Origin of the sequence: Pseudophaeobacter sp. 1A16562 (assembly GCF_041008785.1) — a bacterium.
Lineage (GTDB): Bacteria > Pseudomonadota > Alphaproteobacteria > Rhodobacterales > Rhodobacteraceae > Phycobacter > Phycobacter gallaeciensis_A.
Window position 1 is genome coordinate 1 of sequence record NZ_JAXGFT010000008.1, and the last position, 24517, is coordinate 24517.

Genomic DNA, 24517 nt, shown 5'->3' on the forward strand with positions numbered 1-24517 from the left:
GTTCTTTGATCATTCCGATGATCTGTGCTTCTGTAAAACGGCTCTTTCGCATCTGTTTGCTCCATCAAGAGGTTGAGCAAACTCTACATTAAAGTGCGGGAGATTTCGGGGGGCAGGTCAATGCTCAGCTTAGTCCGTCGAGCTATGCGAACTCGCAACCAAATCCTCAACAGCAAGTATGGCATATCCTGCCCTCTACCATCCAACCGCCAGTTGGCAACGGGAGAGTGGCTTGATCCCTCCGCTTGGCGAGGTCCGTCGAGCCCAGAAACTCGAATGCCCAGTCTGGTTAGAGGGTGGAGAGCAGCGCGGAAGCACTTTTATACCTTTGGCTTGGAGAGGGTCGAGGCTCCGAGTTACATTGCCTATTCAGACTTCACAGAGCTGTTTGATTATTTCCCACCCGCTCCCAAGCTCTGACTGCTCCCCTCACACTGGTCACAGAAACCGCATAGCCCAAGGCAAAGTATCTCCATTCCCGCCACCAGCACCAGTCCCGCCCCAGCAACCGCCCCAGGTTTGGCGACGGGTCGGCTAAGCGGAAGAAAAGACTCGGAAGGCTAGGCTTCCTACCACCCCAGCCATCGGCCCTTTCTCGACAGATTAAGTACTCGGCTCACCCGTTAAGCCCCAAATCGCCACGGTTACGGTCCCGGTTTTTGGGGGAGTGTCGAGGAGGGGTGCACTGTTGCAACGGTTTGGCGCGTTGCGAACCGACCCTGGCCCTGTCATGGGCTAGCACTCTTGCCCGTTCATCCGACCGCATCGCGTTTAAGCTGATCCCGCTCCCGTAATGCGTTCGTAAAATAATAGAAAATTGCATATTTTTAATGGATTTCATTTAGTGAGAGATTGGTGGCCTCGCTTGGGGCCGAATCTTTTAATGTTTTCAGTGGTTGCGAGGCTGTTATGATAAAGGAGCACGAAGAGGCGCTATCGAAGTTTGGCTTTGATGAAGTCGTGAAAAAATATCTGATTGAGGGCGGAGAATTGGTTGTTCCGCTGTTGCCTCAGGTTTTGGATCGTTTTTATGGTGTCGTAATGGATGATCCCGAAATGGCGCGTTTTTTTCCAAATCAGGAATTGATGGATCAGGCGAAGCTTGGACAGCAAAAACACTGGGAGATGTTGTTGTCGGGTGCGTTTAGCGAAGAGTATTTTGCAAGTGCCTATCGGATTGGCCGAATCCACCCCCGCATCGGCTTGCCATTTTTGTTCTATCTTTCCGGCTATGCGCAGGCGGTTTCGCACATTCAGGAGCTTCTTCTGGAGCGGAACCAGGGCATTTTAGGTCTGTTTAGAAGGCACAATGTTCCAAAGATCATAAGCGCCCTGACTCGTGCCTTTTCGCTGGATACTCATCTGGTTCTGGATGCGCATTTTTCTGCCGAAAAGGAAGAGCAGGAAACGGCTTTTGCGCATCTGACGGCGGGTATCGACCGGATGGCGGCGCGGGATCTGACACAGCTTATCCCCGGGCCGGTGGCAAGCGACTACCCTGAGCGCTACGATCCGGTGCGCAAGGCCTTCAATGGGTTGATCTGTACTCAGCGTGATGTGCTGCATACGATCCAGGATGCGGCCTCCCGGTTGAACATTCGCGCCAATGAGGTGGTCCAGTCGGCAGAGGATCTGTCACAGCGTACGGAATCCCAGGCAGCGACCTTGGAAGAAACAGCGGCTGCGGTCGAGCAGATTACCGTGAGCATGCATGCGTCGGCCGATGCGACATCGGAAACCACCAAGATCGTCCATAGCACCAGAGACGGGGCCGCGCGCGGGGGCGAGGTGGTTCAGAGCGCCATTCAAAAGATGCAGGATATCGAAGATTCATCGCATCAGATCTCTCAGATTATCAATGTGATCGATGATATCGCCTTTCAGACCAACCTGCTGGCACTGAATGCTGGGGTGGAGGCCGCAAGGGCGGGGGAAACCGGCAAAGGTTTTGCCGTGGTTGCCTCTGAAGTGCGAGCGCTGGCGCAAAGGTCAGCGGATTCCGCAAATGAAATCAAATCACTGATCAATGTCAGTGCGGGCCACGTGGAGGGGGGAGTGACGCTGGTTAATGATACCGGCGAGGCTTTGACCATGATCCGCGGTGATATTGGCCGGACGGTCGAGTTGACGTCGGAAGTCGCTAATTCAGCGCAGCAGCAATCCACTGGTCTTGGTGAAATCAACGTCGGTGTGTCGCAACTGGATCAGGTGACGCAGCAGAATGCGGCGATGGCGGAACAGGTGACGGCGGCGGCGCTCTCCATGACCGAGGACGTCGGCAGGCTGAACACGCTGATTGGATCCTTTGATATCGGAAGGCCGACAATCGGTTGCGCTGAGGCAGATGCCATGCCGGAGAGCACCTCAGCTGCCAATTTGCGGGCTGGTTGAAGTCTGCTCAGAGCTGCGAACCGGTAACGACAGCCTGAACGGTGGGGCGGGACAGACCCGCCCGCGAACCCTGCTGAGCCTCCCGCTATAGGGCGACGTTCCTAGTCGTCTTCTTCCTCGGGGCGCTGTTTGATTGTGAAATGTATCGTGGTGCCGACGTCGGTATCGGCGGCGCACCAGATTTCTCCATCATGGCGTTCGGCGATCTTGCGACAGGTGGCAAGGCCAAGCCCGGTGCCTGGCAATTCTTCGGTTTGCTGCAGACGGCGGAAGGGTTCGAAGATTTTGTCGCGGAAATCTTCCGGCACCCCGACGCCATTGTCCGCTACCGTGAACTGGATCCCGTTTGGAATTTCGGCGGCAGAGACTGAAATGACCGGGCTAGCAGGGCCAGCGTATTTGATCGAGTTCCCGATCAGGTTCTGCAGCAGCTGCGCGACCTGCGGCGCGATGCAATCCACCGACAGCCCGTTGGCCTTCCAACACACCTCGGCGCCGCTTTCCGAAATATCCTTGGCCAGAGCCATCTGGGCGCGTTCAAAAAGGTTTTCCACGGACACCTTCTCCTGGTTGGAAGGGCCATTCAGGTTGATGTGGCTGGCAAGACTTTCGATCAGCTCGGACATGCGCCTCACCGAAAGTTTCATCATTTCGAATTCCCGGGCAACCTCATCCATATTGCCGCTCTCGAAATCCTCGATGATCTGTTCGCTCAGAAACTCGATGGCTCGGACGGGAGCCCGCAGGTCATGCACCAGAACATCCGAAAACAGGCTCAGCTCTTGCCGGTGTTCTTCCAGTTTCCAGCGCATCTTGGAGAGCTTTATGCCGTTTTCGATCATCCGGTTCAGCGCCGTTTCGGTCATGATCGATTTTGGAATGTAATCCGAGGCGCCTTGCAGAATGGCGCTCTTGGCGATTTCCTCGTCTCCCTGGCCGGTCATCAGGAAAATCGTCGCCTTTGGCCATGTCTTTGAAAAATGTTCCAGAAGCTCCAGACCGGACATGCCGGGCAGCAGGTAGTCCAGGAAAATGACATCGATGTTGTCTTCCGTGTAATCCAGCGCCGCCTGTCCGTTGCTTGCTTCTCGGAATGACCGCTTTCCCGCCGGAGCCCGCAGCAGCCTTCGGACCAGCTTGCGATCACCTTCATCATCGTCCACGATCATAATGTCGAGCATTTGAAAATTTTCCTTTTGTGCCTGCTCTAAATTTCCGGAATTTCTACGACGCGCCAATAGTTGTCCAAGGTTGTCATCAGATCCAAGAACATATGTCCGGCGCGGGCTTTGACAATATAACCTGCAACATTGTTCAGATAGGCCATTTCAATATCACGTTCATCATCCGATGTGGTCAACATAAAAATAAGCGTTTTGCGAAGCTGAGGGTCCTCTCTAATTTTGCCCAGTAATTCTAAACCATTCATGCGCGGCATATTAATGTCGCATAAAACGACAAAGGTTTTGGGGGGTGTGGTTTCCAGATTTCCACGCAAAAACGCCAGCGCCTCTACCCCATCTTTGAAACGGGTAATCGGATTTGCAATCTTCGCTTTCTTAAAGGCGCGTCGCAAGGCTTTGGCGTCGCCATCATCGTCTTCGACTAGCACGATATTAAGCGCTTTTTCGGATTGGAGGGCGACGGTGTTCATATCAATTCTCCAACGATGTGCTGTCCGGCCCGGTGGGCCAGTGCAGGATAAAGGTTGTGCCGGATTTGCCGTCCGAGTCGATCTTGATCGTGGCGCCGACCAGCCCGGCATGTTTCTTGACGAAGGCGAGCCCCATGCCGCTGGTTTCGACCTCGTCACGGGGTTTCAGGGTCTGGAATATTTCGAATACCTTCTCCTGGTATTCCTGCGGAATGCCGGGGCCATCGTCGGCGACCCGGAACTCAATCTCTTCGGGGCGGTGCGTCAGGTCTATCCAGACGTGCCCATCGGATTTGTCATGATGCCGTATGGCATTGCTGATGAGGTTGAGGAGAGCAATCTGCAAGGGAAGGCGCTGAACCTTGATCTGGTCGAACGCGTCGCAGAACTGCACTGTGAGGCCCTCGGGTATGTCCAGAAGGTCGGTCAGCTCCTCGCGCAACTCGGCTCCGGTCACGGAGGTGCTGCTCGCCTTTTCCCGGCCAATCCTGGAATGCTGTAACAGATCGTCCAGCAACCGCTCCATTCTGGTGGCGCGGTTTTGCAGCAGGTCCAGGCTTTCCTGGGTGTCTTCGGTCAGATGCGGGGCAAGATCTTCGGCCAGCCAGGAAGCGGCATTGTTGATCACCCGCAGTGGTGCCTTGAGATCGTGCGACGCGACGTAGGCGAATTGGTCCAGTTCCGCATTGGAACGTTTCAGGGCGCTGATCAGGCTGTTCACCTTTTCATCGGCGGCCTTTTGCGGGGAGATGTCGCGGATCATCCCGATGTATCTTGATCCGCCGGAATAAACTGCGTGGCTAACCGCAATGCCAAGCGGGATCTGGCTGCCATCTTTGCGGACGCCGAAGATTTCGCGGTTCTTGGCCATCTGTTTAGGGTGCCCGGTGAGCAGGGAGCGCGCCACGTGGAGATGGTGTATGTTCGCATCTGCTGTGGGCATCAGCATGGTCACGTTCTGGCCCACGACCTCTTGCGCGGTATAGCCGAACAACTCTTCCGCAGCAGGGTTCATATCCTCGACTGTGCCATCGGCATCGATGGTGATGATCCCGTCCGCTGCGCCGTTGAGGATGGCATCCAGCCGGTTCGCTTCCTCAATTCTGGTATTGATCATTTCCGAAAAGCTGAGCGCGAGATCGGAAACCTCATCATTGCGGCTGGTTTCAAAATCCACCGGTTCCGCGCTTTGAATCTTGCTGCGGATTTCGTGGTTGAGCCGGGTCAGGGGGGAGAGCAGGCGCGATGCGGGAAAGGAGGCCGCTAGCGCTGCCATCGCGGCCAGCAGCATCGACAGGCCGGCGGTTGCGCGCAGCTCCTGAAATGCGGGGGCAATCAGGATCTCATGCGGGGCGATGGTCAGAATGTTCAGCCGGAACGGCGTCGCGTTCTGTTGTCCCAGCACGGCCGAGAGATATCCCATGTCATTTGATCCGGTTTCAAAAAACGCTCCTTCATCGTTGGATGTAAGCCGGTCGGAATAGGGCGGTGGCTGCCAGTCCGGATCCTGATGAAAGGCGAGTGGAGAGCTTTGGGCCTCGCCGTGATAGGAGATGTAATCGAAGTTGTTGCTGACCGCGTAGACCTGAAATCCGGGGGCAACAGAGAGTTCGGCGCTTTGCAGCAGGGGTTCAGCGTCGGCGTTGATGACGATCGCACCAAAGATGTCCCCGTCGCTGTCCTGCAGCGGTCGAACCACCCGGATGGTGGGCGGCCCAACGACGCGGCCGTTTTCCCGGTTATAGGTTACTTCTGAAAAATACACTTCGCTGACGCCACGCTCTTTGATGGGCTGCAGATAGGGCTCATTTCCCTTGATCTGGAGTTCGCCAGCGGGGACGACGATCAGCTCCTCGTCAATGCGGTTGACCCGCACCAGTTCCTTCCAGTTGCCTTCTTTCACCAAGAGCCGGACTTGCGAATATTTCGGCCTTGTCCCGAGGAATTTCAGGAAAATGTCCGATACGCTCTCGGTCCAACCCTCGGTGGATCGGGCAGCGCTGGCCCCCGGAACGTTGGGCTGTTCGTCGCTGAACCGCACCGCGCTGGGTTGTGTGGCAGTGGGTGGTGTCACTGTGGTCTCGGTCTGGTCGGGCGCAGGGGCAGTGGCTGTCCGCGTCAGCCCTGCGAGGCCGACCGCCTGCGGGACAGAGGCGAGAATTCCAGTATCCAGCTCCATCATGTAGAGCACGCTGTCGATCCGCTGTGCGTAGATGTCGCCGGCCCGCTTCATGCGTTCGCGGGTGGCTGTTTTTACCGTTTCCAAGGAGTGGAAATAGCCATAGGCGGAAAAGATCGTCAGTGCCAGCCCAGTGGACAACAGGACAACCAGGGCTATCCGCGTTCGCAGTGTGACGCGCCTACGGTGTGGCATCGGGGCTCTCGTTCGTTAGCTTATGTCTCGCGTTGGTCGCTCCGGGAATTGTATCCGGGCAAACGGGTGTTTATCGGCCAGGTACCGCCTTGGCACTGCACTGCAGGCGCGCAAGAATCCAAATTAGCGGAACAGGGCTTGATGCATATTATTTGCTGATCAAGGGCCGCTTGCGCACGGGCACGCCGCGGGCTGCAGCCACCACGCTCACCAGATCATCGACGAGTACCGTCAGATCCTTGCAGCCACGTTCCAGCAGCGTGAAGTTCGACAGGATGACCGGATCCAGGGTCTGGTCTGCTTTCTCGATCGCTTTCAGGCCGCGCAGGGTGGCCAGGGTCTTGCTCAGGATCTCACGCATTTCCGGGCCGCAGGTCAGCATGAACCGCTCGATCACTTCGCCAACCGAGCGCTGGAAGGCCTGTGCTCCTGACAGGGCGGAAAACAAAATGCGCCGCTCGATTGCGGACGTCACGGATTTGATCAGCGCTGAGACTGTCAGCTCTTCCTTGACGATGTAATCCGCGCAGCCGTTTCGCATCGCCTCGACCGCGGTATGGTGGGAGGTGACGCTGGTCAGCATGATTGGGATTGCGTCGGCCTGGTCTTCATGGGCGATCAGCGCCTTCAGCGCATCCAGCCCGGTTTCCATGCCCAGATTATGATCAAGGAACACAATATCGAACGTGTTCTGGTCCAGTTCCCGGCGCATGTCGGCGACTGTCGCGACCTCTGTGAACTCGATCTGCAGTCCTGCCTTCTTGCAGGTTTTGATCAAGCGCAATCGGTCGATCGGATCGTCATCCAAAGTCAGCGCAGTCAAAGGTTGCTGTGCTTCCTGAGGGACCTCTTCAGGAACTATGGAACTGATGGTTTCTTCGTCAATGTCATTCGTCATACCGGATCACCTTCTAACTAACATCGGGGATCTATGGCACTTCAGATCGCCCGGGAGTGGGCTTGGCCGACGTTCAACCCCTGACACACATTGGGGTACCCTGTCACTATTCGCCACAGTGGCTAACAATCTGTAAAACGCGCTGCGGCGGCGGGTGGCCGTAAGCAGGGTATTCTGGAGGGGTTTTCGCTGCAGGGCAGTAGATTTCCCTATCCATTTTTTTGACAATTGGCAGGGCATTGAAATCGCTCAAATTATTCACGTTAAAGGGGAGGGCGCGGGCTTTGTGTCGCGTCAGAAGCCGCGCATCCCGAAGGTTCTAGGCGCCATCTGATGATAGAGCATCAGCAAAGTTTAGGTGGCGCAAAAACTGCAATAAAAATGGTGGTTTGCGGGAGTTTTATCTTGGATCGGCGAAGGAAAATCAGACAGAAGTTTTGACCTTTTGGTATCTCTTACTGGGCTGGCGCATGGCACGCCGCCCCGGACAGGATATCCAGCCGGGCAGGGGGAGAGAATGACCGGTGTGAACCGGCGGCTTCTGCGGTAGGTTGTGCGTTGCCATCGTGGCACTCACGATGAATTTGTGGCTTTGCTGCCGCTGTGTAGGCAAGGATCGGCGGCGGCCGGACTTTGACCTTTCACTGGACAACGGCCATTGGTACGTTCTGCACAATAACAAAAACCGAGGCAGGCAAGAGCAATGAAAACGGGCTTTACTGGCACGTTTGTCATTTCTTGGTCGCAAACAGAATTGGACGGTCTGGCGTCCGCGCCGACCGATGCCCTGAGGATCGGGGCGGCCTGGTCGTGGCATGGGGACAGCCTGCGCCTGGACGGGCCGACGGAGTTGTTGCGTCTGGAAGTGGCAGAGGGTGAAACGGATCTGCGGCGCAGGGCCGCGCGGTCGGTGCGCAGGCTGGTGGGCGCTGCCCTGGACACCGGCGCAGTCCCCGAAGCAGAGGATCAGGCGGATGCGGTTCCGGACAGGGGCTTTGTCGTCACCGATGGGATCCGTCAATACACCGCGACGCTGATCGATGTCGGGGCTGGCAGGCTGCCGCTGCTGATGTTTGTAGATGAGCTGCCGCCGCGGGATGCGGAGCTGTGGGTTGTGCACCTTTCACTGAATGTGGGGCAGAGGGCGCAGCCACAGAATGGCGCCGACACAGGACTGATCTGCTTTACACCCGGGACCCTGATCGACACGCCAGGCGGGACATGTCCGGTTGATCGGCTCAGCCCGGGGGATCTGGTACAGACCCGTGACAACGGCCCCCAGGCAATCCGCTGGATCGGTGCGCGCCGGATGAGCGGTGCCCGCCTGTTCGTCTACCCCGCGCTGCGTCCCGTGCGTGTGCGCGCTGGGGCGCTGGCGTTGGACCGCCCCGAAGAAGACCTTCTGGTCTCCCCGGAACACCGCCTGTTGCTGCGGGGCGCGCGCGTGCAGGCGCTGTTCAACACGCCCGAAGTGCTGGTAGCGGCGCGGGACCTGATCAACGGGACCAGCGTTGCCCCGGATACCCAGCTGCGCGAAGTGACCTATATTCACCTGTTGTTCGAAGAGCATCAGGTGCTCTGGGCAAATGGCGTGGAAAGCGAAAGCTTTCATCCCGCCAACGCCTCCCTTACAGCCTTGTCAGAGGGGGATCGCCAGCGACTGCAGACCCTGTTGCCGGGCGTGGATGAAAACCCGCTCAGCTATGGCGCCTTTGCCCGCCGCAACCTGACCGCATCTGAGGCCGCAATCCTGCGGCACGAGGCGGCCTAGGCCGTTTCGCTCCCTGAATGGCAAATACCGTTGTTCGCAGGTGTTGACACCGGCGGGGCTGGCTGTATAAGCGCGGCTTCATTGGTGTTGGTGGCCCCCGCAAGGGGATCCCTGTCATGCCGTAAGGCAAGAGGACAACGCCCTTTATAGCCGCCGTTTGCCCGGCTGCGTTCTGGCTGATCTGGTTTGCTGGCCCCCGCGTCCGCAATCCGAAAAGTGGGAACCGGTTTTCGGATCAAATTGCGGAGCCATAAATAAAGGAGATCAGCCGTGACCAAACGCACGTCTGCCAAGTACAAAATCGACCGCCGCATGGGCGAAAACATCTGGGGCCGTCCGAAGTCCCCGGTCAACCGTCGTGAATATGGCCCCGGCCAGCACGGTCAGCGCCGCAAGGGCAAGCTGTCCGATTTCGGCATCCAGCTGCGCGCTAAGCAGAAGCTGAAAGGCTACTACGGCGACCTGACCGAAAAGCAATTCCGCCGCATCTACGGTGAAGCCGAGCGTGTCAAAGGCGACACCGGTGAAAACCTGATCGGTCTGCTGGAGCGCCGCCTGGACGCCGTCGTCTACCGCGCCAAGTTCGTGCCGACCGTCTTTGCTGCCCGTCAGTTCGTCAACCACGGCCACGTTCTGGTCAACGGCCAGCGCGTCAACATCCCCTCCTACCGTGTGAAAGAGGGTGACGTGATCGAGGTCCGCGACAAGTCCAAGCAACTGGCTGTCCTGCTGGAAGCCACTCAGCTGGCCGAGCGCGACGTTCCGGATTACATCGAAGCCGACCACTCCAAAATGAAAGCCACCTTCGTGCGCACCCCCTCCTTGGGCGATGTGCCTTACCCGGTGATGATGGAGCCGAACCTGGTCGTCGAATTCTACGCCAAAAACTAAGTCGGATCCCTTTCGGGATTTGCGCAGGGGCTGCCTTCGGGCGGCCCCTTTTCCATTTTGGCAGTCGTTACGACCCGCCGCTACCAACTTCACGCGGCGAAATGGTGCTGAGCGACCGATTCTCATTTGTCTATTTGGCGTATCCAGTTGTAGGCTTGGGGCCGAGCATTGGGAATGCGCAGCCCATCAGACTGAGGTGACCAAGATGAGAACAGTATTCGGCACGTTTCTGGCCGCAGCTTCAATGACACTGGTAACGGCCTTGGCAGCTGCGCCTGTCAAGCTGCAACCAGCAGATCCGCAGCCGGGTAGCGTCCGCTCCGGTCTTGCTGTGCGTTATGCCTATCCGCAGGACGTACGCACCCTGTCCGAGGCTTCGGCGGCGTTGAAACAGGGATCCGAAGCCGGGCGCCCGCTGAAAGGCCTTGATCATCGGGATACTAACGAAGGCGACATCACCCTAACGTCGAAACAGGCCCAGCACGTGGTAGCCCGGATCACCGGCTATGTCCGCTTTGACAAACCCGGCGTCTACAATATCGATTTCCTGACCAATGACGGGCTGCGGGCGAAAATCGGCGGGCAGATCGTTGGTCAGTTCGATGGGCGGCAGACCTGCGACAGCACCGTCATGACCGAGGTCGAAGTGCCGGTGGCTGGATGGTATCCGCTGGATGCCTTGTATTTTCAGCGCCTTGGCACGGCTTGCCTTCACATGCGCATGGGCGCGGAAGGCGCACGGATGAAGTGGATGCCTGACGCCGCCTTCGGCCACTGATCACACCGGGCTCTTCCTGCCTTCCTGCGCCCTGATCGATCACCCGGTGAGTCACAGGGGCAGGGGGCGTCCTTCGGCAATGGCCTCCATCGCGAAATATGAAGTAACGCTGTCCAGCTCTACCCCCGCGATCAGGCGCTGGTAGACCTTGTCGTAGCTGGTCATGTCTTCGGTGACCACTTTCAGTTGATAGTCGTAATCACCGCCGATGCGATGAAAATCCACCACTTCGGGGATGGTCAGAACGTGCCTGCGGAAGGTTTCCAGCCAGTCCGCAGAATGGTGGCGGGTGCGCAGCATGACAAAGACCACCAGATCCAGTCCCAGTTTCGCGCGGTCAATCCGCGCGGTTGCCCCCTGTAGCACGCCGTTGTCATTCAGCGCCTTCAGCCGCCGCCAACAGGCGTTCTGCGACAGGCCGACTTTTTCGGCGAGTTCCCGTTGTGACAGGCTGGCATCCCCCTGAAGGCAGCGCAGGATGGCGCGATCAATATGATCTAGATTGTTAGTCATTTAGCGATCATATGACACAAATTTGTGCGCCATCAACCAAAATTAGACGGAGTATTTCCAGTTCCAGAGGGTCAAGTTTCTGTGGTGAAGAGCGGAGAAACAGATGATCCTTGCCACCATAAAACAAACCCTGAAGGATGCGGCCCGCGAAGGGCGTCTGGCAGATGAGCTGATCGGTGAGGGCGTGCAGATCCCTGGCGCCGATGGAGTGGTGCCGCTGGTCTACGCCGATTATGTCGCCTCTGGCCGGGCGTTGCGGTCGGTCGAGGATTTCATCGTCTCCGACGTTCTGCCCTTCTACGCCAATTCCCATACCGAGGCCTCTTATTGCGGTGCCCATATGACCCGCCTGCGCCGCGCGGCGCGCGCGGAAATCGCACGGATCACCGGCGCCAGACAGGAGGACGCGGTGATCTTTGCCGGGTCAGGGGCCACCGCTGGTCTCAACCGGCTGGTCAGCCTGTTGGGCGTGAATGAGGCCCGCGCGCCAGTGGTCTTTATCGGCCCTTATGAACACCACTCCAATATTCTGCCCTGGCGGGAGAGCCGCGCAACAGTCGTGGAGATCCCCGAAGCGGCGGAGGGCGGGCCTGATCTGGAGGTCCTTCAGGTGGCGTTGAGCGAATATGCCGCCTGCGACCTGAAGATCGGCAGTTTTTCGGCGGCCTCGAATGTGACCGGCATCCTGACCGATGCGGATGCGGTCAGCGCTCTGCTGCATGCCCATGGCGCGCTTGCGGTCTGGGACTACGCCGGGGGCGGGCCCTATCTGCCGATCGACATGGGCGGCAAGGGGCGCGCGCGCAAGGATGCAGTGGTCGTCTCGCCGCACAAGTTTCCCGGTGGGCCCGGTGCATCGGGCGTGCTGATCGTGAATGGCAATGCGGTGCGCCGCAAATGCCCTTCTTGGCCCGGGGGCGGCACGGTCAGCTTTGTCTCGCCTTGGGATCATGCCTACAGCGCAGATCTGGCCGCGCGTGAAGAGGCGGGAACACCGAACGTGATCGGTGATATTCGCGCCGCGCTGGCGTTTCTGGTCAAGGAAGCCGTGGGTGAAGCTGAAATCGCCCGCCGGGAGGCCCGCTTCGGCGCCATGGCGCGGGAGGGCTGGCAGGGCAATCCGCAGCTGACCCTTTTGGGCCACCCGACTGCGCCGCGCCTGCCGGTGTTTTCCTTCACCGTCCGCGGGGCTTCGGGGCGACCCGTGCATCAGCAGCTGTTCACCCGGATGCTGAGCGACTTTTATGGCATTCAAGCGCGGGGCGGCTGCGCCTGTGCAGGCCCCTATGCGCATCGGCTTCTGGATATCGATGCGCAGGATTCAAACGCGCTGTTCGCGGATCTTCAGGCCGGAAAGGAGCTGCGCAAACCCGGATGGGTGCGGCTGAATTTTTCCTACCTGATGCGGGATGAAACCGCGCGATATATCATCGACAGCGTCAATGATCTGGCCCTTCGGGCCGAGGATCTGGCTGCGCGATACGAGGCGGACCCGGCGACCGCGAGGTTCCAGCCGCGCGCGGCCTGATCAGGCCAGGATCGGGGCATAAGACGACAGGCGGCGCAAAAAGCGCACTGCGTCTGTTGCGGGCATCTTGCGGCTTTTCGATTGCGCCGCACAGGGGTAAGAACGGGGCGGAACCAAGGAGTCCCTCTTATGACCCAGATCACACCGCAGCCCGGAATTATGGATATCGCTCTGTATCAGGGCGGGGCTGCCCATGTGGACGGGGTGAGCAACACGATCAAGCTCTCCTCCAATGAGAACCCTCTCGGCCCCAGCCCGCGCGCCATCGAGGCAATGCGCGATGCGGCGGCCAAGATGCATCGCTATCCCAGCTCGGATCATGCCGAGCTGCGTGCCGCGATCGGAGAGGTTCACGGGCTCAACCCCGCGCAGATCATCTGCGGTGCGGGCAGCGACGAGATCATCGCCTTCCTCTGCCAGGCCTATGTGGGGCCGGGGGATGAGGTACTCTATACCGAACACGGTTTTGCCATGTATCGCATCAGCGCGCAGGCGGCAGGGGCGACCCCGGTCGAGGTGCGTGAGAATGAGCGGGTGACCGATGTGGACGCCTTGCTTGCGGGCTGCACCGAGCGTACCAAGCTAGTGTTTATCGCCAACCCCAACAACCCCACGGGCACCATGATCGGCGCCGCCGATGTGGCGCGCCTGGCCGATGGCTTGCCCAAGGGGGCGCTGCTGGTGCTGGATGGCGCCTATGCCGAATATGTCGAAGGCTTCGATGCAGGCGCTTCGCTGGTGGCCGAGCGTGACAATGTCTTCATGACCCGCACCTTCTCCAAGATCTACGGGTTGGGCGGTGCGCGCATCGGCTGGGGCTATGGCCCGCAGGAAATCATCGACGTTCTGAACCGCCTGCGTGGACCGTTCAATGTCTCGACCACCGCGCTGGCCGCGGCAGAGGCTTCGGTGCGGGATACCGATTATGTCGACCGCTGCCGCGCGGAAAACGCCAAATGGCGCGGTTGGCTGGCCGAGGCATTGGCCGAACTCGGGGTGCCGTCGGATACCTCCTGCACCAATTTCATCCTTGCGCGTTTCACCAGCCAGTCAGAGGCCGAGGCCTGTGATGACTACCTCAAGGCGCAGGGGCTGATCGTGCGGCGGGTGGCGGGCTACAACCTGCCCAATGCGCTGCGCATCACCATCGGCGACGAGGCCGCCTGCCGCGCCGTTGCTGCCGCGGTCAAGGCCTTCAAAGCCGGGCAGGGCGCAGCATGAGCGCGCCAGTCTACAACCGTGTCGCGCTGATCGGGCTGGGGCTGATCGCCTCTTCGATGTTCTGGGCGATGAAGCGGGCCGGTCTGGCGGGTGAGGTCACGGGCTATGCTCGCAGCGCCGAAACCCGGGACACCGCCCGGCGCATCGGGCTGTGTGACCGCGTCTGCGACAGCGCCGCCGAGGCTGTGGAGGGCGCCGATCTGGTGGTCCTTTGTGTGCCGGTCGGCGCCATGGGCGCGGTGATGCAGGACATCGCAAGCGTGCTGAAACCCGGCGCCACGGTGTCTGATGTCGGCTCGGTGAAGGCCCATGTGATCGAGGCTGTCGCGCCGCATATCCCCGATGGCGTGCATTTCGTCCCGGCGCACCCTTTGGCGGGCACCGAGCATTCCGGGCCCGAGGCAGGCTTTGCCGAACTGTTTGATAATCGATGGAGCCTTCTGGTTCCCGTCGAAGGCACCGACCCCGATGCCGTGCAGCGCCTGCGTGACCTCTGGGAGGGGATGGGCGCCAATGTCGATGAGATGGATGCGGATCACCACGATCTGGTGCTGGCTGTCACCAGCCACGCGCCGCACCTTATTGCCTATACTATGGTGGGGGTTGCTGACGATTTGCGCCGCGTGACCGACAGCGAGGTGATCAAATACTCGGCTGCTGGTTTCCGAGACTTTACCCGGATCGCAGCCTCGGATCCGACCATGTGGCGCGATGTGTTCCTGACCAACAAGGACGCGACGCTGGAAATCCTGGGCCGTTTCACCGAGGAGCTTTTCGCCCTGCAAAGGGCGATCCGCACCGGCGACGGGGAGCATCTGCACCAATATTTCACCCGCACCCGCGCCATCCGCCGCGGGATCATCGAGGCCGGGCAGGATACGGATGCACCGGATTTCGGACGGGCAAAGAAGACATGATCGCCCGAGCTGCTTTTGCGCTGGGCCTTTTGTTGGCCGATGCCGCTGCTGCAACGGCGCCAGAGGACTCCTTGCGTCCGGCCGGGCGCCCGGCAGGCATTGCAGCCTCACCGGCCCCCGAACTTGAGGTCTCTACCTTGGCTGGGCCCGAGCTGATGCGACCACAAGGGCGGCCGATGTCAGAACAAACCTTAGCCGTGGCGGCGCTGGGTGCGGTCACGTTGCCCGATGTCGGGCCGGGCAGTTCGTTGCGCCCCAGCCTGCGCCCCGATGCCATTGTTCAGCAGGTGCTGTTCAAGCGGCGCAAGCTGCGTAAAACCTCGGTCTGCGGCGATATCGATATTCAGGGAGAGCCGGTTGGCTCTGTCGTCGGCTCTCTGCCGGGCTGCGGTGCGAAATCGGCGGTGCGGGTGTCCTCGGTCGCGGGTGTGCGGCTCAGCAAGAAATCGGTGATGACCTGCGATATGGCGAAATCGCTGAACCGCTGGGTCGAACGGGACGTGGAAAAGGCATTTGGCCGCCGCAACCGCGTAGTGTCGCTGCGGGTGGCTGCGCATTATTCCTGCCGCACCCGCAACAACCGTCCGGGCGCGCGCATCTCGGAGCATGGCAAGGGCAAGGCGATCGATATTTCCGGCTTCACCCTGGAAGATGGTGAGACGATCACCGTTCTGGAAGGCTGGCAGAAGCGGCGCACCCGCAGGAAGTTGCGCAAGATCTGGAAGGCGGCTTGTGGGCCCTTTGGCACGGTACTAGGGCCTGACGCGGATCGCTATCACAAGGATCACTTCCATCTGGACGTGGCGCGCCACCGGGGTGGATCCTACTGTCGCTGATCGGGTTAGACCCATGAGGGATGTCGGCAGGCTCCTTCAGTAGAGCGTGATACGCGGAGCGGCGCCCAGTGGCAGCGGGCCAAGGTACATCTGCCCGTCGGTGATCGACAGTGCAATGTCGAGATCCTGTTCGCGGCCATGCATCTGAGCCAGCAGCCCCAGGATCCGTTCGGTGCCACTGCGCAGGCGGGCGGGGAGCAGGCCGGAGCGTTCTGCAAGCCGCAGCAGGCCACGCCAATTCTCTGCCCTGATATCCACCTTACCGCTCATCCGGCCAGCCTCGTCCACATCCACGCTGCCATTGGCCCGCAGGGCAAGGGCGCCCCAATGCGCCTCTGCCTGCGTCAGGGTGATCCGGCGCGGTTGTGGGCGGCGCAGTTCCAGCACGCGTCGGTCCCATGCGGTGTCAAAAAGGACATCCGCCGCGAGCGTGACATCGGTCAGGCTGGGTGGCAGCTCTTCGGCTGAGATCAGCATCCGTTGCAATCTGCCGCGGGGGGTCAGCGTCTCTGCCCGGGCCGAAATGCGATAGCTCTCCGTGTCCCCCGTTCGGGTCATGTCCAGGGCAAAGGCAGGGGCGGATAGCAGGACCTTACCCGCCCGCGATATCTTCCACTCTGCCGCCTGCAGTGACATCCGTTCCAGTGACATGGCTGATCCGGGCGCGAGCTGCAGGTCCGCCTGCATGTCCGCAGCTTGCAGGACTGCTGTCTTATCATAGTGTGACAGGCGCTGCGGGGCGCGGGGAAACTGCAGCGTCACCTCCTGCGGCTTCAGGGGCAGGCTGTAGAGGCTGATCCAGTCCGCGCTCCAGGCGGCGCCGGTTCCGGGGTCGGCCAGCGTTGGATGCAGGATGCGCGTCCGGTGGGCTGTCGGGAAACCGGAACTTTCCAGCGCAGAGTATTCCGCCAGCCAACCCTGCCGCTCCTGCTCGTCGAACCATTGGGCAATACCGCTGCGCAGGCCCCAGGCGCTGGCGGCCCAATACAAGCTCCACACCAGCCCGGCAGCCACCAGAAGTTTCACAACGCGCATGCCAAAGACCCTCTTTTGCCCGGAGCAGATTTGCTGTTTACAGACAGGGATCAGAAAGGACCAGTTGTCATGACCATGTGGGTGTTCGGATACGGATCACTGTTGTGGAACCCGGGATTTCCCGTCGCGCGCCGCGAGATCGCGACGCTGCAGGGCTATGCGCGCTCCTTCTGCATGAGTTCGGTTCACCATCGCGGCACTGAAGAGAAACCGGGTCTGGTTCTGGCACTGGATGAGGTCGTCGGGGCTCATTGCACGGGCCTTGCTCTGGCGGTGGAAAACGGCGCTGAAACCGAGACGCTGGATTATCTGCGCGAGCGTGAGCTGATCTCCTCGGCCTATGTCGAGCGGGATCTGGAGGTGGAGCTGCACACCGGGGATCTCGTCACTGCGGTGACCTATGTGATCGATCCCCATCATGTGCAGTATTGCGGCGGGATGAGCCTTGAGGAACAGGCCCGGATCATTGCCCATGCGGTGGGCGGACGGGGCCCCAACACCGAATACCTCTATAATACCGCAAGCCATCTGGCAGAGATCGGGCTGAATGATGAAGATCTGGACTGGCTGGCGGGGCGCGTGCGGCAGATCACAGCATAAAGCCTTGGCCTTGCATTCTCTTTCCCTGTAGGCTTCAGGCGCGACACGAGCACTGAAAGAGGCAGGAGCCCCTTAATATGGCGCAGCCAGACGGTAAGATCAGGCCCCAGTTTTCCCAACCGGTCCGACAGGTCATTCTGATGCTGATTGCATTGGGGCTTGCCGGGTTTGGCGCCTTTGTTGCGCTGCCACGTGTACTGCCGGTGTTTCAGGCCAACCCCTGGCTCAACGGGTTTATCCTTTTCGTCTTTGTGATCGGGGTGCTGGCCTGTTTCTGGCAGGTCGTGCAGCTGATCGGCTCGGTGCGCTGGATCGAAAGCTTTGCCGGCGGCGGCAGCCGCGGCGAAGACCGGCCACCGTCGATGCTGGCGCCGCTGGCCTCGCTCCTGCGGTCGCGGGGTGCGCGGATGCAGCTTGGCTCTTCTTCCACCCGCTCGATCCTGGATTCCGTGGCGACGCGGATCGATGAAGACCGGGAAATCACCCGTTATATCGTCAACCTTCTGATTTTCCTGGGCCTTCTGGGCACGTTCTATGGTCTGGCGACCACGGTTCCGGCGGTTGTAGATACCATTCGCAGCCTTGCTCCGCAGGAGGGCGAAGAAAGCCTGACCATCTTTAACCGGCTGATGACGGGGCTTGAGGCGCAGCTGGGCGGCATGGGTGTTGCTTTCGCCTCTTCCCTTCTAGGGCTTGCCGGGTCGCTCATCGTCGGTCTTTTGGAGCTTTTTGCCGGGCACGGCCAGAACCGGTTCTATCGCGAGCTGGAAGAGTGGCTGTCCTCCTTTACCCGGGTCAGCTTTTCTTCGGGCGAAGATGGGGCCGGGGACAGCGGGATCGTCTCCGAGGTACTGGATACCATGGCCGAGCAGATGGATGCCCTGCAGGGCATGTTCGCCGAAACCGCACAGGGCCGCGTCGCGGTCGAGGAAAAACTCTCGCAGCTGGTCGATAGTATCAACGACATGAACCAGCGTCAGGAACAGAATGAAACGCTGAGCGCGGCCTTGGAGCGGGTGGCTGTCGGGCAGGAAACCCTGACCGAGATCATGCGCGCCCATGGCGACGTGGGCCTTGATGCCGAAAGCCGCATGCGGCTGCGCTCGATCGACGTGCAGATGCTGCGCATCCTTGAGGAAATTTCGGCCGGTCGACAGGAAAGCCTGGCCGAATTGCGCAAGGATATCGACCTGATGGTCAAGGCCTTTGCACCGCCACGGGGCGGCCAGCGCGCAGCCAAGGCCGCCTCCCAGGACGAGGGTTGACCCATGGCCCTGTCCCGGCGCACTGGGCAACGGTTCCAGGCCTCGATCTGGCCGGGCTTCGTCGACGCGATGACCGGGCTTTTGCTGGTGCTGATGTTCGTGCTGACCATTTTCATGGTGGTGCAATCGGTTCTGCGTGAAACCATCACCGGACAGGAAAGCGAGCTGGACGAACTTTCGTCCGAGGTACAGGCGCTGGCCAATGCGCTGGGGCTTGAGGAACGTTCGAACAATCTTCTGACCGCCCGGCTTGGCGCGCTCACCGCAACGCTGAGCACGACGCAGGACGAACTTCAGCAGGCCGAGGGACAGATTGCCGAGCAGAAATCGCTGATTGCGTCGCTCACCTCTGAGCGGGACGCGCGGGTTGCCGATCTGGAGGCCGCGCGTAGCCGCATCACTGCCTTTGAGGCGCAGGTAGCCGCCCTGATCGCCGATCAGGAGGCCGCAACGGCGGAAATCGCGGATCTGAGCGCGGAGCGGGAACAGCTGGAGGCGGACAGGGCTGAGCTGCTGAGCGAGCAGGAAGCCTTGAACCTGGCGCTGGCACAGGCCCGTGATGAAATCGATGCCGGTGTTGAAGCGGCGAGGCTGGCTGCGGCCCGGCGCGAGGCGCTGGAGGCGATGATCGCTGATTTGCAGGCGGAAGGCACGGCGCAAGAGGCTGAGCTGGCCGATCTGAAAGACCAGCTGAGCGAAGAAGAAACTGCCCGTCTGGCCGAAGCTGCGGCGGCTGAGGCCCTGCGCAAGAAACTGGAAGACGCTGATGCCGAACTGACCGCCATGACCCTGTCGCTGGAGGCACAACGCCAGCGGGCCGAGGATACGCTAACCCTTCTGGCCGCCGCCGAGGCTGCCAAGGCGCAGCTGGACAGCCAGTTGGAAGAGGCGCTTGCCACGCTGGAAGCCGCCCGCGCGCAATCGCGGGAACGAGACGAATTGGCCGAGCGGCTGACCCGGGTTCTGGCGCAGATGGAGGTCAGCCAGTCCGAGGCCGAGGCGCGGGTCAGCGCTCTCGAGGCGGAACTCGACCGGGTGCGGACCGATGCGGATGCCACCCGCGCCAGTCTGACTGCAGATCTGCAGGCCGCCCGGCAAGATGCCGCCCGCACCCGTGACGAGTTGGAAGCGGAACTTGCGCGGCAGCAAGCGGCCTCGGTCGAGACGCAATCACAGTATGAAGACCAGCTTGCCCAGCTTCAGGCAAACCACGCCAAGGCCCGGGCGGATCTGGAAGCGGCGCTGAGCGCGGCCGAAGACAAGGCCGACGCAGAGCGGCGCGCCCTGGAACAACAGCTGGCTGAGGTCCGGGCGGATGCCGCCAGCCTGCAGGCCGGGCTTGAGGCACAACTGCAGCAGGCCCGCGCTGATCTTGCCGCTGCCCGCAGCGCTGCCAGTTCCACTGCAGAGGACCGGGCTGCGGTGGAGCAACGTCTGCTGACTGCGCTGGAAGCACTGGAAAACGCCCGCGCGGCGGCCAGCGATACGGATGTCCTGCAACAGCGCCTGCTTGCTGCGCTCAATGCCCAGAAGGAGGCAGAGACCAGCGCCGAGGGGCAGCGCAACCTTGCAGAGGAACGCGCCACGCTGCTGGCGCAGGCCCGCGCGGCACTTGCCGATCAGAAACAGCTATCGACCAAGGCGCAGCGCGAGGCGGCACTGCTGAACCAGCAAATCGCGGCCCTGCGTGAACAGCTGGGTAGCCTGCAGGCCATTCTGGACGATTATCAGGCGCGCGATGCAGCGCAGCAGGTGCAATTACAGAACCTTGGTCAGGATCTGAACGCCGCGCTGGCCCGTGCCGCCTCGGAAGAGCGCAAGCGCCGGATACTGGAAGAGCAGGAGCGCAAGCGGCTGGAGGCCGAGGCGGCAGCTCTGGCCGACAAGGCGCAGGATCTGGAGCGTTACCGGTCGGAGTTCTTCGGGCGCCTGCGGGATGTTCTGGGCAGCCAGGACGGTGTGCGGATTGAGGGTGACCGTTTCGTCTTTGCCTCCGAAGTGCTGTTCGCTCCGGCAAGCGCCGAGCTGTCGGAGGCGGGCAAGGCGGAAATCGCCAAGGTTGCCCGTATCCTGCAAAGCGTGGCCGCTGCGATCCCGCCAGAGATCAACTGGATCATCCGGGTCGATGGCCATACCGACAACACGACCCTTCTGGGGCATCCGAAGTTCAAGGATAACTGGGAGCTTAGCCAGGGGCGGGCACTGTCGGTGGTGCGCTACATGATTGATGCGCTTGGCATTCCGCCGGGGCGGCTGGCGGCGAATGGGTTTGGCGAATATCAGCCCGTCAACACTGCCGACACGCCAGAAGCCCGCGCCCAGAACCGGCGGATCGAGTTGAAGTTCACCGAACGCTAGGGCGGGGCGAAAGGGCGCGGATCAGTCGATCCGGATCGGCTGGATGATCCGGTCCACTTCTGCCCCGTCGCGCATCAACCGGGCAATCCCGGTATAAAGCCCGGCAGGCCAGGCTGCCCGGCGCAGACGTTTGCCCGCAGCGCGGAAGAATTGCGCCTGATCCTTTTTCAGAGTGGCCTTCTGATCGAACATTTTGCCGCCCGGTCCGTCAATGGTGAGGGTAAGGGTGTCGCCCTCCCGTCCACCAAAGGCATGGGCCCAGAATACCATCGCAGGCGCATCCTTTGCCAGCATCTCTCCCTTCGCCGCAGTGGCGCCGGATTTGATCGCGTCATAGGCTGGAACACCGGTGCTGAACCCGGCACCGAGGAAGCCACCAGCCTCATAAGCAACTGGCTGCGCCCACAGGGAGGCGCCGGATGCGGTGCCGCAGGCGGCGCTGCTATCTGGCTGGAAGGGGTCGACAACCGCGCCATCCTTGCGCAGCGACAGATGCAGGTGCGGGAATTGCGTCTTGCCGGAGAGGCCAACCTCGCCGAGGGCGGTTCCAGCGGGCACCCGGTCGCCCTTGGCAACGCGGAGCGAGCCGCGCTTCATGTGACAATACTGGGTTTCCCAGCCGCCCGCGTGGCGCAGCACCAGACCGTTGCCGCATTCTCGGTCCTTGATCTCGGCGGCGTTTGCCTTGGTCGCGTATTGATCCGGCATGCCATCGCGCAGCCCCGCAACGACTCCGTCTGCGGCGGCACGCACCGTGACGCCGGTTTGCATGTCCGACAGGTAGGGCAGAGCGATATCCGTGCCCTTGTGCCCGTCATAAGTCAGGCCGTTGCAGGTGAAATCCTGCGCCCCGGGGCCGGGATCCCGGTCGACGTATTGCTGAATGTGGCAGCTGTCGCCCAGCACGCAGTCGATGGGCCAGTCCAATGCGAAATCGCCCGCCGCAACGGGTGCGGCGAGCGATGAAAACAGCGCGAAAAGCGTGCGATACATTATTCTGCGGTCAGCAGCGGCGGCTTGTTACCGGAAATCCGGGGCTTGCCTGGGCCTTCAAGGCGCAGGTCGATCTTGCCGTCCTTGATGCCAACCTTGACGAGACCGCCCTTGGTCAGCTTGCCGAACAGCAGTTCCTCGGCCAGCGGTTTCTTGATATACTCCTGAATGACCCGGCCCAGCGGACGCGCACCCATCTTGTCGTCATAGCCCTTCTCGGCCAGCCATTCGGCAGCCTTGCGGGTCAGTTCGATCGACACGTTGCGGTCCATCAGCTGCGCCTCAAGCTGCAGTACGAATTTCTCGACAACCTGCAGAATGACCTCTTTGGGCAGCGGCGCGAAGGAGATCACCGCATCCAGACGGTTGCGGAACTCCGGGGTGAAGGTCCGCTCGATGGCGGCGGTGTCTTCGCCCTCGCGGCGGTCGCGACCAAAGCCGATGGCGGCCTTCGCCATATCCGAGGCGCCGGCGTTGGAGGTCATGATCAGAACCACGTTGCGGAAGTTCACGGTGCGGCCGTTGTGATCGGTCAGCTGCCCGTTATCCATCACCTGCAACAGGATGTTGAAGACATCCGGGTGCGCCTTTTCGATTTCATCCAGCAGCAGCACGCAATGCGGATGCTGATCGACGCCATCGGTCAGAAGACCGCCCTGATCAAAGCCGACATAGCCCGGAGGCGCGCCGATCAGGCGGGAGACCGCGTGTTTCTCCATGTATTCCGACATGTCAAAGCGCAGCAGTTCCACACCCAGCGTATCGGCCAGCTGTTTGGCGACCTCGGTCTTGCCGACACCGGTGGGGCCCGCAAAGAGGTAGTTGCCAATGGGCTTTTCCGGCTCCCGCAGGCCTGCGCGCGCCAGTTTGATGGCGCTGGACAGCGCGTCGATGGCATCGTCCTGACCGAAGACAACGCGTTTGAGCGATTTCTCCAGATCCTTGAGCACCTCTGCATCGTCCTTGGACACGCTCTTGGGCGGAATGCGGGCGATCTTGGCGACGACGGCTTCAACCTCTTTGACGCCAATGGTCTTGCGACGCTTGTCTTCGGGCACCAGATGCTGCGCGGCGCCGGCCTCATCGATCACGTCGATGGCCTTGTCCGGCAGTTTGCGGTCGTTGATGTAACGCGCCGACAGCTCCACCGCCGATTTGATCGCATCGGTGGTGAATTTGACGCTGTGGTGTTCCTCGAAATAGGGTTTCAGGCCCTTCAGGATTTCGATCGCGTCTTCGACCGTGGGTTCGTTCACGTCGATCTTCTGGAACCGGCGCGACAGGGCGCGGTCTTTTTCAAAGTGCTGACGGAACTCCTTGTAGGTGGTGGAGCCCATGGTGCGCAGCTTGCCGCCCTGAAGCGCAGGCTTCAGCAGGTTAGAGGCATCCATGGCGCCGCCAGATGTGGCGCCAGCGCCGATCACCGTGTGAATCTCGTCGATGAAGAGAACCGCGTCGGGGTGTTGTTCCAGCTCGGTCACAACCGCTTTCAGGCGTTCCTCGAAATCACCGCGATAACGGGTGCCGGCCAGCAGGGCGCCCATGTCGAGCGAATAGATGGTGGTCTCGGAGAGAACCTCCGGCACCTCACCCTGCACGATCTTGCGCGCCAGACCTTCGGCGATGGCGGTCTTGCCAACGCCGGGATCACCAACCAGCAGCGGGTTGTTCTTGCGGCGGCGGCACAGCACCTGAATGCAGCGCTCCACTTCATGGCTGCGGCCGATCAGCGGATCGATGTCGCCTTCGCGGGATTTCGCGTTGAGATCGACGCAATACTTGGCCAGCGCACTTTCCTTATTTTCGCCCTCGGCGGCCTGCGGCTGTGGTTCTTCTTCAGCCTCGTGAGCGCCGGAAACCGGGCGCGGTTCGCCAAATGCAGGATCCTTGGCCACACCATGGGCGATGAAGTTCACCGCGTCATAGCGGGTCATGTCCTGATCCTGAAGGAAATAGGCGGCATCGCTTTCGCGCTCGGCAAAGATCGCAACCAGCACGTTGGCGCCGGTGACTTCGGTGCGGCCTGAGCTTTGGACATGGATCGCAGCCCGCTGGATCACCCGCTGGAATGCCGCGGTGGGCACAGCTTCGGAGCCGTCAATATCGGTAACCAGGTTCGACAGATCCTCATCCACGAATTCCACCAGGGCCGTTCGCAATTCGCCGAGATCAACGCTGCAGGCGCGCATTACGCGGGCTGCGTCGGGTTCGTCCAGCAGCGCCAGCAGCAGGTGCTCCAGCGTTGCGAATTCGTGTCGCCGCTCATTCGCCAGCGCCAGCGCTGCGTGAATGGCTTGTTCCAATGTGCTCGAGAATGAAGGCACGGGCGTGCTCCTCTGTCTTGGGTTGAGGGGGGCGGGGCGGCGTATTTACCATCCTTCCCCACTCTCAACCATGGCCTCATAGTATTAGAGTTTGGTTGATAGACCGCCGGCTTCAAGCGCTTTCTTTTATTTTTCGGTCACATTTCTTGTTGCTAAGCCGGAAATGATAC

General features: G+C 60.7%; 19 protein-coding genes. 11 read left to right on the top strand and 8 right to left on the bottom strand.

The window, feature by feature from the left end:
* Positions 1 to 909 precede the first annotated feature (909 nt).
* Positions 910 to 2391, top strand: coding sequence for a methyl-accepting chemotaxis protein (locus SM764_RS12330; protein ID WP_369001906.1), 1482 nt, complete (start codon positions 910 to 912; stop codon positions 2389 to 2391).
* Between the two features lie 101 nt (positions 2392 to 2492).
* Here the strand turns inward: SM764_RS12330 and SM764_RS12335 are convergent, their stop codons facing one another.
* From SM764_RS12335 to SM764_RS12350, 4 genes are all read right to left on the bottom strand, one after another.
* On the bottom strand, positions 2493 to 3572 hold the full coding sequence (locus tag SM764_RS12335) for a sensor histidine kinase (RefSeq protein ID WP_369001907.1): 1080 nt from the start codon (positions 3570 to 3572) through the stop codon (positions 2493 to 2495).
* 26 nt (positions 3573 to 3598) lie between these two features.
* Complete coding sequence (locus SM764_RS12340; RefSeq protein WP_065272853.1) at positions 3599 to 4045, bottom strand: response regulator; 447 nt, start codon at positions 4043 to 4045, stop codon at positions 3599 to 3601.
* 1 nt (position 4046) lies between these two features.
* The gene (locus tag SM764_RS12345) at positions 4047 to 6419 is read right to left on the bottom strand and encodes a sensor histidine kinase (RefSeq protein ID WP_369001908.1); all 2373 of its coding nucleotides are present in this window, start codon (positions 6417 to 6419) and stop codon (positions 4047 to 4049) included.
* Positions 6420 to 6567: 148 nt separating this feature from the next.
* Positions 6568 to 7317: a response regulator gene (locus SM764_RS12350; protein ID WP_274832881.1), complete on the bottom strand. Its 750-nt coding sequence runs from the start codon at positions 7315 to 7317 to the stop codon at positions 6568 to 6570.
* Between the two features lie 703 nt (positions 7318 to 8020).
* On the opposite strand from SM764_RS12350, the gene SM764_RS12355 reads away from it, so the two are divergent.
* From SM764_RS12355 to SM764_RS12365, 3 genes are all read left to right on the top strand, one after another.
* Positions 8021 to 9088 carry a Hint domain-containing protein gene (locus tag SM764_RS12355; protein ID WP_369001909.1) on the top strand — a complete coding sequence of 356 codons (1068 nt, stop codon included), beginning with the start codon at positions 8021 to 8023 and terminating at the stop codon, positions 9086 to 9088.
* A 270-nt stretch (positions 9089 to 9358) separates the two neighbouring features.
* Positions 9359 to 9979, top strand: a complete 621-nt coding sequence (rpsD, locus tag SM764_RS12360) for a 30S ribosomal protein S4 (RefSeq protein WP_065272856.1) — start codon at positions 9359 to 9361, stop codon at positions 9977 to 9979.
* A 205-nt stretch (positions 9980 to 10184) separates the two neighbouring features.
* Positions 10185 to 10757, top strand: coding sequence for a PA14 domain-containing protein (locus tag SM764_RS12365; protein WP_369001910.1), 573 nt, complete (start codon positions 10185 to 10187; stop codon positions 10755 to 10757).
* A gap of 51 nt (positions 10758 to 10808) precedes the next feature.
* Here SM764_RS12365 and SM764_RS12370 read toward each other — a convergent pair whose 3' ends face one another.
* Positions 10809 to 11270 carry an Lrp/AsnC family transcriptional regulator gene (locus SM764_RS12370; RefSeq protein ID WP_369001911.1) on the bottom strand — a complete coding sequence of 154 codons (462 nt, stop codon included), beginning with the start codon at positions 11268 to 11270 and terminating at the stop codon, positions 10809 to 10811.
* A gap of 103 nt (positions 11271 to 11373) precedes the next feature.
* On the opposite strand from SM764_RS12370, the gene SM764_RS12375 reads away from it, so the two are divergent.
* The 4 genes from SM764_RS12375 (at position 11374) to SM764_RS12390 (ending at position 15772) form a co-directional block, all read left to right on the top strand.
* The gene (locus SM764_RS12375; RefSeq protein WP_369001912.1) at positions 11374 to 12798 is read left to right on the top strand and encodes an aminotransferase class V-fold PLP-dependent enzyme; all 1425 of its coding nucleotides are present in this window, start codon (positions 11374 to 11376) and stop codon (positions 12796 to 12798) included.
* Between the two features lie 129 nt (positions 12799 to 12927).
* Entirely contained in the window at positions 12928 to 14019 is a 1092-nt protein-coding gene (gene hisC / locus SM764_RS12380; protein ID WP_369001913.1) for a histidinol-phosphate transaminase, read from the top strand.
* Entirely contained in the window at positions 14016 to 14936 is a 921-nt protein-coding gene (locus SM764_RS12385) for a prephenate/arogenate dehydrogenase family protein (RefSeq protein WP_274835083.1), read from the top strand. The genes hisC and SM764_RS12385 overlap by 4 nt, the downstream gene beginning before the upstream one ends.
* Positions 14933 to 15772 carry an extensin-like domain-containing protein gene (locus SM764_RS12390; protein WP_369001914.1) on the top strand — a complete coding sequence of 280 codons (840 nt, stop codon included), beginning with the start codon at positions 14933 to 14935 and terminating at the stop codon, positions 15770 to 15772. Before SM764_RS12385 ends, SM764_RS12390 begins: the two co-directional genes overlap by 4 nt.
* A gap of 36 nt (positions 15773 to 15808) precedes the next feature.
* Here the strand turns inward: SM764_RS12390 and SM764_RS12395 are convergent, their stop codons facing one another.
* Positions 15809 to 16807 carry a DUF2125 domain-containing protein gene (locus SM764_RS12395; RefSeq protein ID WP_369001915.1) on the bottom strand — a complete coding sequence of 333 codons (999 nt, stop codon included), beginning with the start codon at positions 16805 to 16807 and terminating at the stop codon, positions 15809 to 15811.
* 69 nt (positions 16808 to 16876) lie between these two features.
* Between SM764_RS12395 and SM764_RS12400 the strand changes: the two genes are divergently transcribed.
* The 3 genes from SM764_RS12400 (at position 16877) to SM764_RS12410 (ending at position 21030) form a co-directional block, all read left to right on the top strand.
* Positions 16877 to 17407 (top strand): gamma-glutamylcyclotransferase, encoded by a 531-nt coding sequence (locus SM764_RS12400; protein ID WP_369001916.1) that lies wholly within the window; start codon positions 16877 to 16879, stop codon positions 17405 to 17407.
* Positions 17408 to 17484: 77 nt separating this feature from the next.
* Positions 17485 to 18672 carry a biopolymer transporter ExbB gene (locus SM764_RS12405; RefSeq protein WP_065272865.1) on the top strand — a complete coding sequence of 396 codons (1188 nt, stop codon included), beginning with the start codon at positions 17485 to 17487 and terminating at the stop codon, positions 18670 to 18672.
* Positions 18673 to 18675: 3 nt separating this feature from the next.
* A complete protein-coding gene (locus SM764_RS12410) occupies positions 18676 to 21030 on the top strand; it encodes a peptidoglycan -binding protein (protein WP_369001917.1) in 2355 nt (784 codons plus the stop codon).
* Between the two features lie 21 nt (positions 21031 to 21051).
* Here SM764_RS12410 and SM764_RS12415 read toward each other — a convergent pair whose 3' ends face one another.
* Both SM764_RS12415 and clpA read right to left on the bottom strand, forming a co-directional pair.
* A complete protein-coding gene (locus tag SM764_RS12415; RefSeq protein ID WP_369001918.1) occupies positions 21052 to 22023 on the bottom strand; it encodes a M23 family metallopeptidase in 972 nt (323 codons plus the stop codon).
* Positions 22023 to 24347: an ATP-dependent Clp protease ATP-binding subunit ClpA gene (gene clpA / locus SM764_RS12420; protein WP_065272868.1), complete on the bottom strand. Its 2325-nt coding sequence runs from the start codon at positions 24345 to 24347 to the stop codon at positions 22023 to 22025. The genes SM764_RS12415 and clpA overlap by 1 nt, the downstream gene beginning before the upstream one ends.
* Between the last annotated feature and the right edge of the window lie 170 nt (positions 24348 to 24517).